The 14953-nt window shown below is 56.4% G+C and carries 17 protein-coding genes; 12 read left to right on the plus strand and 5 right to left on the minus strand.

Annotated elements, in window-relative coordinates; genetic code table 11:
• The first annotated feature begins 35 nt into the window (after nt 1-35).
• From K325_RS0107170 to K325_RS18245, 7 genes are all read left to right on the plus strand, one after another.
• On the plus strand, nt 36-1184 hold the full coding sequence (locus K325_RS0107170; protein ID WP_036193178.1) for an MlaE family ABC transporter permease: 1149 nt from the start codon (nt 36-38) through the stop codon (nt 1182-1184).
• A 4-nt stretch (nt 1185-1188) separates the two neighbouring features.
• Nucleotides 1189-1983: an ABC transporter ATP-binding protein gene (locus K325_RS0107175; RefSeq protein WP_029653588.1), complete on the plus strand. Its 795-nt coding sequence runs from the start codon at nt 1189-1191 to the stop codon at nt 1981-1983.
• A complete protein-coding gene (locus K325_RS0107180) occupies nt 1983-2921 on the plus strand; it encodes an MlaD family protein (protein WP_029653589.1) in 939 nt (312 codons plus the stop codon). The genes K325_RS0107175 and K325_RS0107180 overlap by 1 nt, the downstream gene beginning before the upstream one ends.
• Nucleotides 2918-3529, plus strand: coding sequence for an ABC-type transport auxiliary lipoprotein family protein (locus tag K325_RS0107185; RefSeq protein WP_029653590.1), 612 nt, complete (start codon nt 2918-2920; stop codon nt 3527-3529). The genes K325_RS0107180 and K325_RS0107185 overlap by 4 nt, the downstream gene beginning before the upstream one ends.
• An 89-nt stretch (nt 3530-3618) precedes the next feature.
• Nucleotides 3619-4287 (plus strand): vWA domain-containing protein, encoded by a 669-nt coding sequence (locus tag K325_RS0107190; RefSeq protein ID WP_029653591.1) that lies wholly within the window; start codon nt 3619-3621, stop codon nt 4285-4287.
• 1 nt (nt 4288) lies between these two features.
• Nucleotides 4289-5026, plus strand: coding sequence for a PP2C family serine/threonine-protein phosphatase (locus K325_RS18240; protein WP_051146591.1), 738 nt, complete (start codon nt 4289-4291; stop codon nt 5024-5026).
• Nucleotides 5007-7712 carry a protein kinase domain-containing protein gene (locus K325_RS18245; protein ID WP_051146592.1) on the plus strand — a complete coding sequence of 902 codons (2706 nt, stop codon included), beginning with the start codon at nt 5007-5009 and terminating at the stop codon, nt 7710-7712. Before K325_RS18240 ends, K325_RS18245 begins: the two co-directional genes overlap by 20 nt.
• On the opposite strand, the gene pgsA is transcribed toward K325_RS18245, so the two are convergent.
• The 4 genes from pgsA to K325_RS0107220 form a co-directional block, all read right to left on the minus strand.
• A complete protein-coding gene (gene pgsA, locus K325_RS0107205) occupies nt 7644-8207 on the minus strand; it encodes a CDP-diacylglycerol--glycerol-3-phosphate 3-phosphatidyltransferase (protein ID WP_029653594.1) in 564 nt (187 codons plus the stop codon). The two genes, K325_RS18245 and pgsA, sit on opposite strands and share 69 nt — an antisense overlap.
• Nucleotides 8208-8214: 7 nt before the next feature.
• The gene (gene uvrC, locus K325_RS0107210; RefSeq protein WP_029653595.1) at nt 8215-10074 is read right to left on the minus strand and encodes an excinuclease ABC subunit UvrC; all 1860 of its coding nucleotides are present in this window, start codon (nt 10072-10074) and stop codon (nt 8215-8217) included.
• Nucleotides 10058-10717: a UvrY/SirA/GacA family response regulator transcription factor gene (uvrY, locus tag K325_RS0107215; RefSeq protein ID WP_029653596.1), complete on the minus strand. Its 660-nt coding sequence runs from the start codon at nt 10715-10717 to the stop codon at nt 10058-10060. The genes uvrC and uvrY overlap by 17 nt, the downstream gene beginning before the upstream one ends.
• An 83-nt stretch (nt 10718-10800) precedes the next feature.
• A complete protein-coding gene (locus K325_RS0107220) occupies nt 10801-11085 on the minus strand; it encodes a YheU family protein (protein WP_029653597.1) in 285 nt (94 codons plus the stop codon).
• A 160-nt stretch (nt 11086-11245) separates the two neighbouring features.
• Between K325_RS0107220 and K325_RS0107225 the strand changes: the two genes are divergently transcribed.
• Nucleotides 11246-11950, plus strand: coding sequence for an AzlC family ABC transporter permease (locus K325_RS0107225; protein WP_029653598.1), 705 nt, complete (start codon nt 11246-11248; stop codon nt 11948-11950).
• A complete protein-coding gene (locus K325_RS0107230; RefSeq protein ID WP_029653599.1) occupies nt 11943-12287 on the plus strand; it encodes a branched-chain amino acid transporter permease in 345 nt (114 codons plus the stop codon). The genes K325_RS0107225 and K325_RS0107230 overlap by 8 nt, the downstream gene beginning before the upstream one ends.
• On the opposite strand, the gene K325_RS0107235 is transcribed toward K325_RS0107230, so the two are convergent.
• Nucleotides 12288-12692: a DUF1330 domain-containing protein gene (locus tag K325_RS0107235; protein WP_029653600.1), complete on the minus strand. Its 405-nt coding sequence runs from the start codon at nt 12690-12692 to the stop codon at nt 12288-12290. It abuts the gene before it with no gap.
• A 224-nt stretch (nt 12693-12916) separates the two neighbouring features.
• Between K325_RS0107235 and K325_RS0107240 the strand changes: the two genes are divergently transcribed.
• The 3 genes from K325_RS0107240 (at nt 12917) to K325_RS0107250 (ending at nt 14952) form a co-directional block, all read left to right on the plus strand.
• Nucleotides 12917-13564 (plus strand): c-type cytochrome, encoded by a 648-nt coding sequence (locus K325_RS0107240; protein WP_029653601.1) that lies wholly within the window; start codon nt 12917-12919, stop codon nt 13562-13564.
• Nucleotides 13565-13577: 13 nt separating this feature from the next.
• Nucleotides 13578-14591 carry a c-type cytochrome gene (locus K325_RS0107245; protein WP_029653602.1) on the plus strand — a complete coding sequence of 338 codons (1014 nt, stop codon included), beginning with the start codon at nt 13578-13580 and terminating at the stop codon, nt 14589-14591.
• An 82-nt stretch (nt 14592-14673) separates the two neighbouring features.
• On the plus strand, nt 14674-14952 hold the full coding sequence (locus K325_RS0107250; RefSeq protein ID WP_029653603.1) for an acylphosphatase: 279 nt from the start codon (nt 14674-14676) through the stop codon (nt 14950-14952).
• The last annotated feature ends 1 nt before the right edge of the window (nt 14953 follow it).

Here is a 14953-nt window from a genome sequence, read left to right on the forward strand (position 1 = left end):
CTTTCAGGGAACTCAGACAGGGACTCCGTGACACCGTGGCAAATGAAACTGGACTCTCCCAGCCGCTTGGGGCCCACAAGGCCGGAAACGCTGAATTCAGTGGCACGACGATCTCCTTTGAAGGAGACTGGACTCTGGACCATTATCAGCGCCTGAGCCGACAGATCGAAGCGCCCCCGAAGAGAGCCGCAGGCACCAAACCCGATTTTTCCAGACTGGGCCGGCTGGACACCGCGGGTGCTTCCCTGATGGTCAGGTTGCTGGGGGCAAACGCCCTGATCCGGGCTCTGGACCACGCACAACTCCCCCAGGAGCAGCGCGCTCTGGTGCATGCAGTGGCAAAAGCCATGGAAAAACCAGAGCCAGAGGCCATGCCGGTAAACCCGGTGCTGGCATTTCTGGAACAGACAGGACAACAAGTCGTCTCATTCTGGCAACTGACCTGGCTGCTGGCAGGCTTTATCGGCCAAACCCTCTCAACTCTCGTTTTTATTTTGCCGCGCCCTGCCCGCTGGCGACTGACCCCATTTGTTGCCGCGGTTCACAGTACCGGCCTGAACGCCCTTCCCATCGTCGCCCTGCTAACGTTTCTGGTTGGCGCCGTCGTCGCCTTTCTTGGCGCCACCGTACTGGAAGACTTTGGTGCAACCATCTACACCGTCAATCTCGTGGCCTTCTCATTCCTGCGGGAATTCGGCGTTCTGCTGGCCGCTATCCTTCTGGCGGGACGAACCGCCAGTGCCTTCACGGCGCAGATTGGTGCCATGAAGGTGAACGAAGAGTTGGACGCCATTCGCACCCTGGGCCTGAACCCGGTTGAGCTGCTCGTGGTCCCCAGAGTACTTGCCATGATGTTCAGCCTGCCCATCCTGACGTTTATCGGCATGATATCCGGGATGATTGGGGGCGCGGTTGTTTGTGCTTTTGCGCTGGACATTCCACCAAGCCAGTTCCTTGCCATTGTCGAACGAGATATCGCCCTGAATCACTTTCTGGTCGGCCTTGCCAAAGCGCCGGTCTTTGCCTTTCTGATCGCGGTGATTGGTTGCCTGGAAGGCTTCAAGGTTTCAGGGAGCGCTCAGTCAGTCGGACAGCACACCACGTCAAGCGTGGTTCAGTCGATCTTTATGGTTATTTTGCTCGATTCCGTCGCTGCTCTGTTCTTCTTGGAAATGGGATGGTAGCCCGATGACCGACCACCCGATCATTCAGGTGCGTGGCCTTAACAATCAGTTCGGCCCCCACATTGTTCACCAGAATCTTGATCTGGACCTTTATCCCCGGGAAATTCTGGGCGTGGTGGGAGGCTCCGGAACAGGGAAATCAGTGCTCCTGCGAAGCATCGTCGGGCTGAACCCGCCGTCCGGTGGACACATTACGGTTTTCGGCCAGGACCTGACCGGCCTGTCTTCGCAGGAACGCTCCCGATACGAACAGCGATTCGGCGTTTTGTTTCAGGGGGGCGCCCTGTTTACCTCACTGAATCTGGAACAAAACATTGCATTACCGCTGATTGAGCATGCAGGGTTAACAAGACCACAATCAGAAGAACTGGCCAGAATGAAACTGGCATTGACGGGCTTGCCCCCCGATGCGGCGCAAAAGTACCCGGCCGAACTGTCTGGAGGCATGGTTAAGCGTGCAGCGCTGGCCCGGGCCCTGGCCCTGGACCCCGAAATCCTGTTTCTGGACGAACCCACCGCAGGGCTCGACCCGATCGGTGCTGCAGCGTTTGACGAACTGCTCGTCACGCTTCGCAACGCACTGGGGCTAACCGTGTTTCTTGTCACCCACGATCTGGATACCCTGTACACCACCTGCGACCGCGTGGCGGTGCTTTCCCAACGGAAAGTGCTGGTTGCCGATACTCTGGAACGGGTCGCACAAACCGATGACCGATGGATTCAGAATTATTTCCATGGCCCAAGAGGGCGTGCAGCCCTCAGCGCCCATCAAAGGCACTCACAACAGGAGCCCGGTTAATGGAACCGAAAGCCCACCATGTGATTATCGGATTCTTTACCCTGGCTGCCGTAGGTGCCGCCCTCCTTTTCGCTTTATGGCTCGGAAAATCCTCCACCGATACCGACTGGGCTTATTATCAGATTGGATTTGACCACCCCGTTGGCGGGCTGGCCAAAGGCAATCCTGTGCTGTACACCGGCGTACCCGTCGGGGACGTACTGGATCTGACCCTGGCACCTGATAACCCGGCCCATGTTCGCGTACTGATCCGGGTTAACCGGGACATCCCGATTCGGGAGAACACCCACGCCACATTGGTGCTGGCCAATATCACAGGCAGCATGAGCATTCAGTTTACCGGCGGCACGCCCGACAGTCCGATACTGGAAGGAAATCGGGAAGCTCCCCCGCTAATAGCCGCCGACCGCTCCGCCTTTAGTAATCTGCTGACCAACAGCGAAGCCATGCTTGGGAAAGCAGAGCAGTTACTGGAAAGTGCAAGCCAGCTCATGTCGGAGAACAACCTGGCCAACGTCGCCTCCATTCTTGAAAATACCCGGCAAGCCAGTAACTCCCTGTTAGACAGCCGCGGTGAACTTGAGGCCCTGTTGGCCCAGTTCGACGCTGCCGGCATTCGCGCAGAAGAAGCAGCCATCAAGGTATCTGCCGCCGCAGACCGTTCGAGGGAAGTCCTGGATGAACGAGTGGAACCAATGCTTCTGGCTATGTCAAAAGCGCTCAATACATTACAACCCACTCTGGAACGGCTCGACCTGCTCAGCGGTGACAACGAACTTGCACTGGACGCAGGGTTGCAAGGCCTGGGTGAGATTACGCCGGCCCTGCGAGAGCTGCGGAGCACGCTACGTAACCTGAACTCATTCACCCGAAGGCTGGAGCAGGACCCTACCGGCACGTTGTGGGGCGGAGCGAGAATCAAGGAGTATGAAGAATGAAAAAGGCACCAACCTTGCTTCTAAGTATGATGCTTTCCGGCTGCACGGTATTTCCCGTTCCGGAACCGCCACGATTTATGGAACTGATGCCAGCCAGCCAACATCTGACCTTCGACCGGACGCTACCGGTCAGCCTTCGCGTCGATACGCCAATGGCATCCGACCCGCTGGATAGTGCCCGGATTCTGATCAAGCCTTCGGCCTACGAATATCAGGCAATGGCAGACGCCCGTTGGCGGGAGAGTATTCCCGTGGTGGTTCGCGACCACCTGATCGACACACTCAGAGCCAGTGGCGGCTTCGCCAATGTCATGACCGATACCAGCCCGGCAACCGCCGACCTTACCCTGGTCTCAGAGATCAACCGTTTTCAAGCCCAAAAGACCCAGGATGGCGCCGAGGTGACCATTGCTTTCCATCTGGAGCTGATGGAAAACCGATCAAGGCAAAGCCTGTGTGTGCAGGACTACCAACAGCAGGTCCCGGCCTCGGGCACCGAGCTGGAGCCTCTGATGGAAGCCTTCAGCAAGGCCGCGAATACCGCATCCACCGCCATCACAAGCTGGGCACACCAGTGCCTGGAGTCCCAGCCAGGGCTCCAGGATTAATTGCTGGGGTCCGGTTTCAACGCTAAAATGCCGCCGCGTTATGAATCGGACCGCCTGACATTCATTTCTTCACTACAAGGACAGTATCTATGTCTGCCATCCCCGGCCTCGAATTCGCCGACAACACCAACCAGCGCACCCCCTGCGTGCTCTTGCTGGATATTTCATCCTCCATGGCGGGAGAGCCCATCCGGCAACTGAACGAAGGCCTGAAAACCTTTGCCGAAGAGCTCAAAAATGATCCCGTTGCGGCACTTCGGGTTCAGGTTATGGTGATTACTGTTGGTGGCCCGGAAGATGTGAGGGTTGTTCAGCCCTGGACCGATGCCACAGATTTCGAGCCGCCCTTTCTTCACGCCAACGGCCTGACACCGCTTGGCCAGGGCATGGCTCAGGCACTGGATGAGATCGCTAATCAGAAAGCCCTGTATGATGCCAACGGTATCTCCAGCACTCGTCCCTGGATCATTATGCTGTCCGACGGCTGCCCCAACGATTATGGCTGGGAGTCCTACGCCGATCAGGCCCGCAATCAAGAGAAGAACAAGCGAGTTATTGTGTTCCCCATCGGCACAAAAGGAGCCGATTTCGAAGCACTTGGCCGCTTCTCAAACAAAACACCGAAGAAGCTGAAAGGGCTTCAGTTTCGTGAATTGTTCATCTGGCTAAGCAGAAGTATGTCAACGGTTTCCGCCAGCGTACCGGGCGAAACCATTAGCCTGCCGGCTACAGACTCCTGGGCGGAAATCGAGGTCTGATATGACCTTCCGTTACGCCGGGGCCTCTGCCACGGGGAAAGGCCACCTTGACACAGGCACGGTCTGCGAGGACGCCTGGCGCGTGAAGGCAAACGAACACGGGGTTGTTGCCTGCGTCTGTGATGGTGCCGGGTCCGCCTCCCGATCAGCAGAGGGCGCCCGATGCCTGGCGGATGCAGTTTGCGAAGCGCTGATCTGCGAACTGGAAAACCTGGATTCTCAGACCATTATCGGTACGTTGGCGGAGGCTATCGAGAACACCCGCCGCGCTCTGGCAGAGCGTGGCCCGTTATCCGACTTCCACGCCACCTTGTGCGGTGTTGCCATGGGTCACGATCAAAGTGTGGTGTTTCATCTAGGTGACGGCATCGTTCTGGGAACAGCCACCCCTGACTGGGAAGACTTTGTCGTCAGCGAACCTGAAAACGGTGATTTTGCCGAAACCACCTACTTTTTCACCCTGCCCGACTGGCGCCGTCACCTGCGTATTTTTTCAGTTCCCGGAAAATACCGGTCCTGGTTCCTGATGTCCGATGGCACGGCGAGTTTCGCAGTGAAAACCGCCCCCTGGCGCCCAACCTCCCGGTTTCTGGTACCCATACACCGCTATCTCCTCAACCAGACTAATGATACGGAATGCAGCCAGGCGCTGATGAGCACCTTGCAGTCTCCCGAAGCGGACCGGATTACGGCCGACGACAAAACCCTTGTGTGGCTGAATGACCAACGCCAAAACTGATTATTCGCTGATCTATCTGGATGGCCGGCGCACAACCTTAAGGCTGGGGCACAAGCCCCTGAACCAGGGCGCAGACGGCATAATTTTCGGGGTGCCCGAAAAGCAACTCGCCCTGAAGATCTACCACGATCCAGCGAAGGACCCGGAACGCGCAGACAAGATCCGTCGGATGCTTGAGAGCCCTCCGGATGATGTCGGCATGGCACACTTTGCCTGGCCGGTCGCTTTGGTGCTCAATAAGAACGAGCAGTTTGTGGGTTACGCAATGCCACTGTTGCCAGTGGCGGACTATGCCAACCTGGATCTGCTGCTGACCCGCCGTGGGCGTGATCTTGGAAAGCTGCTGGAAAGCCGTAGCTTCCGGGTAAAAGCTGCTGGCAATCTGGCTGCCCGAGTGGCCCAATTGCACGCCAAAGGCCACTGCATCATTGATATGAAGCCCGCCAACCTGCTGGTGAACCGCGACACCGCCGACATCGTGGTGGTCGATTGCGACGGCTTTGCGATTCAGGCAAAGAACCAATTCCTCCCCGGGCATCAATATACCGCAGGTTACATTGCGCCAGAAGCCTGGTCGCAGGAGCAAAAACCCGAGACCCTTGGGCAGCCACAGGACCTGTTTGCTCTCGCGGTCATTATTTTTCAGCTACTGAACGAAGGGCTTCACCCTTATCAGGGCGTACCTAAAGGTAAGGCCGAGATTCCTCCCGATACCCAGAGCCGGATCGGGAAAGGGCTTTATGCCTACGGCAATCCAGGCCATCGGCGCATCGACCCATCACCCTGGAGTCTGCACAGGGATTTCCCCAACATTGTCACCGATTTGTTCAGCAAAGCATTTCGCGACCATGAACCCCGGCCACAAGCCTCTGAGTGGGAGACGATTCTGGCCGGGGCTTTCGAGCGCCTTACCGTCTGCCAGAAAAACCGGAATCATGCATTCTGGGGTAACGTGTGTCCTCAGTGCCAGCAAAGCGATGTCGCCATCGATGTCAAAAAGCCAAGGGCTCGGCCCCGGCGCAACCCCAGGCCAGCATATCCTCACCGCTCCCGCCCTTCTGCACCCACCCAGACCGCAGCCCCAGCCTTACCATCCCGAGTTGCGGGCATTGCTTTCGTAATCTTTATCGTCCTGGTTTTGGGGGGGCAGCTGTACAGTGAGAGCCAGAAGCGGGAGAGACAAGAACTCGCTCAGCAGCAAGACGAGGCGCGTCAGAAAGCATGGGTGGAAGAGTACAAACGAACAACCTGGCGACATTTGGGCAACCGTACCCCCAGGGATAACCGCCATCAGAGCAAGCACCCGTTGCCAGACGGAAACCCTTTTGCGTTACCAGCAAACCGGAATGCCCCCCCGCAGGATAATCCAGCTTTGCCCTATTTTTCTGCCGGCCATTTCAGCAATTACTCGAGCATACCCTTGCTGTCTTTTTCGCCCATGAGCTCAGGCTGGGATTACACGAAACAGGCTCCGGTCAGTTTGACTTACCTTGATGTACCGGGTGGCGCGTTTCAGGAAACCAACCTCAGCTACCCGGTAGGAAGCAGCTATCAACTTCGGGATTGGCACGTCAGCCCGGAATCTGGCGCACTCTATGCCCGAAAGTGTGGCTTTCAACTGCTCTGTCACCAACTAGCCAGGTTCGACCGCGCTGGAGACGAAGTGCTCTTTCCGGTCGTTCAGGCGCCTGAAAATGACGGCTCCGGCAAGCGGCGCAGCATCCCACCTTGGTTATTTGAGGTGACGGATGACGATCAAATCGTCGTCATTGCCGGCCCGGAAACCCTGGCCGTCTACAACACATCCGCCCCAAAACAGCCTCTGGCCGATATTGATTACCCTGCCGACTATCAATCGCTCTGGGTTTCAGACCTGGCTATAACGCCGGACGGCAAGCATATCTATGTAGCCCTGTCCCGAATAGAAGAGTACGGCCTCAGCTACCAGGCCACTGTGCTTGAGTATCACCAGGAGAACGGGGCATTAAAGCTGATGACTGACTTCGCCAAACACTGGCCAGACGAGCAAACAAAGCTCGCTCCGGCAGTTGAGGTCAGTGCCGACGGTCAAACGCTGGTTATTGGCGAGTACAGCAACCTGGAAGATGACAACACTCGTTATCGCCTGCTCAACAAACCGGTAACAGTAAGAGTGGCCCATTCCGGGCTGCGTGTCTGGACAAAGCCAACCCAGGAAAGTCGTTGGGCCGCCGGCGGCGCTTTTGCGTTGCCCAGGGCCAGTGTCGTTCAGGGCCCCGATAATCCGGCCACTCCATCTTTTGCTTTAGCTTCCGTTTTTACAGAAACCTACCGATTCAACCTGAACTTCCAATTAAGTGCCGACGGCAACACACTGCTGAGCGGCCTTGAGCAACAATCCGGAAGCAAAAAGCATCAATGGATTGCACGGGCCTGGTTGTTCGGGATCGACAACGAAAAACCCGTTCTGAAACACCGGATAGAAGATACTCTGAACCTGGGTGCCACTCTGCCTCCGCAGCGAGAGATTCAGCGTCTCAATCCATTTGCCCGGCTGTCAGACGACGGCCGGGAAGCGGTCATCGGATGGGCCGCATACGAAAGAAATGCCTACAACGATGCTAAGCGGGACATGCATTTAACTGTGTCCGCCTTCCGCTTTGGGAAACAGGTCGCCCCAGGCAGCCCGCAGGTACAGGAACATTGACCAAAGGGTGAGCGCAGCGGCGATGTACAACAAGCCAATAGCAACGTAGGCCCAGACATTGCCCGGAGGAAAGGCCAGTAGCCCGACGATAGCGGCCATCTGAGCCGTTGTTTTTATTTTCCCGATATAGGAAACAGCCACACTGGCCCGGCTTCCGATTTCTGCCATCCACTCCCTAAGCGCAGAAATAACAATTTCACGACCGATAATGACCGTTGCAGGAATGGTCAGCAGGACCGCAGAATATTCTTCGATCAAGACAGCCAGTGCCACCGCCACCATGAGCTTGTCCGCAACCGGGTCCAGAAAGGCACCAAACGGTGTGCTCTGGTTCAGCCTTCTCGCGAGATACCCGTCCAACCAGTCAGTGAGCCCTGCCAAGGCAAAGATCAGTGCACTGACCAGATAGCTCCACTGCATCGGTAAATAGAACACAGCCACGAATACCGGAATCATCACGATGCGGGACATGGTCAGTATGTTCGGTAAGTTCATGGTTATCCTATTGATCGTGCAATGCTGCGTAAATGGTCTCGGCCAACGACTTGCTGATGCCCTGAACTTTGGCCATCTCATCAATGCTGGCTTTTCGTAATTCCTGAATACCGCCGAAATAACGGATCAGCTCGCGCCGGCGCTTTGGGCCGACACCCTCAATGCCTTCCAGAGTCGACTGCCGACGCTTTTTGTCACGTCTTGCCCGATGCCCCGTGATGGCGAAACGATGGGACTCATCCCGAATGTGCTGAATCAGATGCAGGGCCGGCGAATCCGCCGGAACCCTGAAAACCGCTCCGGTCAGCGCATCGATGAGCTGCTCCATTCCGGCGCGGCGCGTAACTCCCTTAGCAACCCCGATCAAGGGAATATCGGAAATCCCGAGCGCCTCAAAGACTTCCCTGGCCACATTCAGTTGCCCTTTGCCACCATCAATGAAAACAAGGTCTGGCCGTTTTCCATCACCGCCGACCACCCGTCGGTAGCGGCGGGTCAGCACCTGTTTCATGGCGGCATAATCGTCGCCAGCCGTCACGCCCTCAATGTTGTAGAGACGGTAGTCGCTCTTCAGGGGCCCATTCTCGTCGAAAACGACGCAGGATGCGACGGTATTTTCCCCATGGCTGTGGCTGATATCAAAGCATTCCATACGCGATGGCGTTTCGGGCAACTCCAGCAAGTCGCGTAACGCCAGCAACCGGCGATACACCGTTTCCTTACTGGCAAGATGCGTCAGGAGCGTCTGCCGGGCGTTGGTCATGGCGAGCTCCAGCCAACGCCGACGCTCGCCTCTGACGTTTCCGCGAACCCGGGTTTCGCGCCGGGCCGCTTCTGATAATGCATCGGAGAGCAACTCCTGCCCCTCAACGGGAACAGGCACCAGAATATCCCTGGGAATTTCCCGGCGGGTATCCCCACCGAAATAATACTGGCCGAGGAAGGACGCCAGCAATTCGCCTTCTGTCTGTTCCAGGGAATACCGGGGGAAATAGTCCTTGGTGCCCAGCACCCGGCCACCACGAACAACAATAACAACCACGCAGACCACACCAGCGTCCTGAGCAATGGCAATCACATCTGCATCGCCCCCCTCCCCATCAACCGACTGCTGTTCCTGCACATGCCGCAGGTTATTGATCTGGTCACGATATGCGGCCGCCTTTTCAAACTCGAGGCTACGTGCCGCCGTTTCCATAGAATTCATCAGATCCTGGAGAATGGCCGGATTCCTGCCTTCCAGAAACATAGTGGCATGGCGAATGTCTTCCAGATACGCCTCGGGACTTATGTACCCCACACAAGGAGCGGTACATCGATGGATCTGATACTGAAGGCAAGGCCGGTTTCTGTTTCGGAAATAGCTTTCACTACAAGATCTTATGCGGAAAACCTTTTGTAGAATATTAAGACTTTCCTTCACCGCGCCAGAGCTCGGAAACGGACCAAACCAGGTGCCGCCGCCCTTCTTGGTGCGTCCTCGCCGGAATGTTAGAGACGGATAATCCGAGTGGGATGACAGGTAGATGTACGGGTACGACTTATCGTCCCGCAGCAGAATATTGTAGGGCGGCCTCAGTGACTTGATCAGGTTCTGCTCAAGCAACAGAGCTTCGGTTTCGCTGCCTGTGATCGTCACCTCAATGGTCGCTATCCGGGCAACCAGGGCTTCGGTTTTCGGTGCCAGGCCCGTCTTGCGGAAATAGCTGCTCACCCGCTTACGAAGATTGCGAGCTTTGCCCACGTACAGAATTTCCCCGGGCTCATCGTACATGCGATAAACACCAGGCCGCTCGGTGAGTTGTTTCAGGAAGCTCTGGCTGTCGAACTTACCGGAAGAAGGCTCGGAATCAGACCTTGTCGGCATCCAGCAATCCAAGCCTTACTGCCATCAGGGCCAGTTCCACATCACTGGAAATCTCCAGCTTTTCAAAAATCCGGTACCGATAGCTATTCACGGTTTTCGGACTAAGGCACAGTTTGTCAGAAATGTCCTGCACCTTCTGGCAATCGACCACCATCATGGCAATCTGCATTTCACGCTCAGACAGACGCTCGAACAGCGACAATTCCCCGTCGTCTTCTCGCTCTCCACCCAACTGCTTGAGAGCCATCTTCTGGGCAATTTCAGGGCTGATATAACGCTGTCCGGAATGCGCCTTTCGAATGGCCCGCACCATTTCCTGGATGTCGGCCCCCTTGGTGATATAAGCGGTGGCGCCACTCTGCATCACTCTGGCCGGATAAGGATCATCCGCGCAGGCAGTCACCACAATAACGCGGATGGAGTCGTCAATTCGCAGGATGCGGCGGGTTGCCTCCAGGCCACCAATACCCGGCATGCGAATATCCATCAGGACAATATCCGGACGGTTCTCTCGCACACAGTCAATTGCCTCTTCACCAGAAGAAGCCTGGCCAATCACCTCGATGTCGGGATTGTCAGCCAGCATGCGAGTGATACCGGAGCGCACGAGCTCATGGTCGTCAACAACCAATACCCTGATCAAAACTCACCTCGCCGTCAGGTATGGGGAAAACAGGCCGATTGTAACGGTTCGCAGGGCCAGCCGATAGCCAGAGCGGGAAAATCCTATATGATCTCCTGCCCCGGCCACACTCCAGAGTTGGAAGGCGCACCCAGCCCGGCAGTATTCTCCACCGGATCAAACCAGACCACCAATTCTCCCCGGCGAACTGCCTCAATAACCCGGCCCCGCTCTGCCAGAGGGTGCTCTGTCTCATTCAGGCCATGGTATCGGGTGCAGTACTCTTCAGCTAACCCCTCCAACTGATCCTCCGTCAGCAGGCCTGAGTCAACCACAAATTTTTCTTCCCGGGGGTCTGCTTCGGATGGCTGAACTGCGTCGTTACTCATAAAACCTCCAGTCAGTCGCTGTATGTTACGGTTTTATGAGCCCGACAAGAACCCCCGCCAATGGAGACACATTATCACGTTTTTCAGATCTACGGTGCCCGTCCTTCAAAACCTGCGCTCAATTCACTATCATCCCTTTTTAATTTCCCGTCGGATCCTAATGAATCACAAAGCTTTCAAACTGACCCTTCCCATTCTCTTTGGCTACATCCCATTGGGTATGGCATTTGGCGTTCTATTTGCCACTCAACTCGACTACGCGTGGTGGGTCGCCCCTCTGATGGGGCTGGTCATCTATGCAGGCGCCGGCCAGATTCTGGCGGTTAGCCTTCTAGCGGCCAACGCCGGGCTTCTGGAAGTCGCCATAGCCATGCTTGTTCTGAATGCACGGCATCTCTTCTATGGGCTGTCTTTGCTGGGGCAGTTTCGCGGCGCGGGCTGGCGCAAGGCCTATCTTATCTTCGGCCTGACGGATGAGACCTACTCTCTGCTGACCAGTCGCCCCCGCTCCGACAATCGATCCCAGGAGCAACATCTCGACTTTCGCATTACCGTTTTGAACCAGCTCTACTGGATTGCAGGATGCACCCTCGGAGCGGTACTCGGAGAAGCAGTGGCGTTCAACAGCACCGGAATTGAGTTTGCTCTGGTGGCCCTGTTTATTGTGCTGACGATTGAGCAACTCAAGGCGCTCGGCGATTCGTTTCCGGTCTGGGCGGGAGCTGCAGCGGCAGGGCTGGCAATTATGCTGGTACCAGCCACACATCAGCTGGTAGCCGGTATTGTTATCGTCACCACCGTGCTGCTTATCCATTACAGAAAGCACCGAAGTAACGTATTAGCAGGAGACGTTAGCCGTGGTTGAGAGCTATTATCTGGCAGCATTTATTGCCGTGTCTGCCCTGGCCACCTTCGCTACCCGTGTGGTGCCGTTCCTGTTTTTCGAGAAACACACGGACCACCCACTCGTCAAACACATCGGCCGCTTTCTGCCTGCGGCCGTCATGGCGCTGCTGGCAACCGTATTTCTGCAGCGCTCATCGGGTTGGCAGGGGCAACTGCCTGGCGCAGATGCTCTGATACCGGCCTTTCTGGTGATCGCTATCCATTTGTGGCGCCGCAATGCCTTGCTCTCCATTGCGGCAGGAACGATCACCTACATGGCTATTCAACAGACCGGTCTGTTGCAGGGCGCACTCTGATCAGGAGGCGTCCTCAACATTCGCCACCAGGCGGGAATCTTCCAGCGCTGCGGTACGGTGCTTCTCCACTCCCTTATATTCTGCACTCTCGATCATCGCCAGAAAGGCGTTGATCGAAGGGTAGCGCACCAACAGGACCTGATCCCAGGATTCATCCGGAGGGGCGATCAGAGAGCCCACACTCCTGCCAGACCAGATGACTTCAGCACCAACGGCCGACACACTTCGTGCAGCTTCCCGCATATAACGTTCATAAGCGTCCCTTCCTGAACATGCGTCACTGTCATCCTTGTAGACTGCACGGTCCCGGAATCGAAGCAGATTCAACATCACAACAGGCTGGTCACTGGGGATGTCGTCGAGAATTTGCCTTAACTCTTCCTGCGATGGGTTAACGGTCGCCATAAATATCCCTGTCCATTCGTTAGCAGATGGCTCTTTGTCGCCATTCTTTGGTCATGACAGTAAACCAAAACTCAGCCACTTGCATCACCCTCTTCACCTTTCGGAGGGGTTCCATTGCAATCTTGACCTTCGTCAAGCGAGAATCCGCCGATTATATCAAGCTATATCTAAATAACCTGAAGCACTAAAAGTGCTTTTGATGATAAAGAGAGAGGCTGTCTACCGTGAAAAAACTTCCAGTTACGCTAGCCGCACTCGGACTGGTTACCTATGCAGGCATGGCTGTGTCGGCTCCTGCCGGCGATGCCAGCAGAGGTAAAGAAGTCGCGAACCTGTGCGTTGCCTGCCATCAGCCCGATGGCAGTGGCATGAACCTTGAAGGGGGTGAATCGTGGCCCGGTCTTGCGGGCATGAACGCCGAGTACTTTGCCAAGCAGATTCGGGACATCAAACAGGGCACCCGACTTAGCCCCACTATGGCGCCCTTCGCCTCCATGCTGGACGACCAGAAAACCGCAGACGTTGCGGCCTATTACAGCCAGCTTGAACCAACCGCTGGCAAGGGTGGGGAAAACGCGGATCCTGCAACGCTGAAACGAGGCCAGCAGTTGGCCGAACAGGGCGATTGGTCCAAGTACATTGTCTCGTGCAAAAGCTGTCACGGGCCGGGCAACCGCGGTGCCGGCGAAGCTTTCCCGGGGATTGCCGGCCAGCATGCGGGTTACATTGAAGCTCAGCTCAAGGCCTGGAAAACCGGCGCTCGCAAGAACGACCCACAAGACCTGATGGGGTCTATCGCCCGCCGCATGAGCGATGATGACATACACGCCGTGGCTGTATGGCTTGCCAGCCAGAAGCCGGGCAATAACTGAGAGGACTGACACCATGATTCGCAAACTGCTTACTATCGCCCTCTCCGGAACCTTCGCCTTCTCGGCCCACGGCGCTGACTACGACGCCACAACCCAGGCGTACATCGACCAACTGACGTCCATGGGGCTGCCGGCTCCGAAGGAAAACCAGCTGGTTCATATTCCCCCTACTATGGCGGATCTTGAGGCAGCCGATATTCACCCGGAACTGAAGAAAGTCATTCGCAAGGGCTACGACCTGTTCACCAACACTCAGCAACTCCGTGGCGAGTACGTGTTCAACAACATGAACTGCTCTAGCTGTCACCTTGGTGAAGGGAGAATGCCATTCAGTGCACCCATCTGGCCGGCGGCGGTGACGTTGCCGGGCTACCGGGGCAAGAACGGCCACGTGAATAACCTGGAAGAGCGCATCGCGGGCTGCTTCACCTATTCCATGAACGGAAAACCGCTGGAGTATGGCAGCGATAATATGCTGGCGCTGTCCGCCTACCATCAGTGGCTGGCCACGGGGGTGGAGATGTATCCGAAGCAGCCGGTCTATGGCCGCGGATTTCCCGCCCCCGAGCGCCCGGCTGAACTGAGCTATGACAATGGCCAGAAGCTGTACGAAGAGAACTGCGCCATCTGCCACTCCGAAGATGGCTCAGGTCTTCGTGTCGACAACCAGACCGTCTTCCCGGCCACTTGGGGCGATATGTCCAACAACTGGGGAGCAGGCATTGTTCGCCTGTTCACCGCTGCCGGCTTTATCAAGAACAACATGCCGCTGGGCCAGCCTAATTCCCTGACAGACCAGGAAGCCTGGGACATTGCGTTCTACATGGACAGCCAGGAGCGTCCGCAGGACCCTCGTTACACCGGTGACATCAAGGAAACACTGGAGAAGTTCGGGCCAACGTTCCATAAGCACTCGCTGTACGGCCAGGCCCGGGAAAAAGACGGGGAGATTCTGGGTGATCACGACAACACCGGGGAAAAACCCTTCCTGAAGCCGGATTCCATCCGTCCGAGAACATTCGACTGACAATCGTTATAATGTGAAGAACAGGCCTCCCTAGCGGAGGCCTTTTTGGTTTCGATCACAGGTAAACGGGCAAGGAGACGCTATGGCAAATCGTCGCTGGCACCTATTGGTTAACGGAAAAGTTCAGGGCGTGTATTACAGAGCGTCAACCGAACAGACTGCCCGTCGCCTGGGCCTGACAGGCTGGGTCAGAAATCTACCCGATGGCCGGGTCGAGATTCTTGCGGAAGGTGAGCTTCCACAGCTCGATGCCCTCAGAACCTGGTGCCTGGCAGGCCCCAAAGAGGCTGTCGTCGACGGGGTGTCTGTTCATGAGGAAACTCCTACCAACGAGTTTACCGGCTTCAGGACAATCCATTGAC

The organism is Marinobacter daepoensis DSM 16072, assembly GCF_000421165.1.
Classification (GTDB): Bacteria; Pseudomonadota; Gammaproteobacteria; order Pseudomonadales; family Oleiphilaceae; genus Marinobacter; species Marinobacter daepoensis.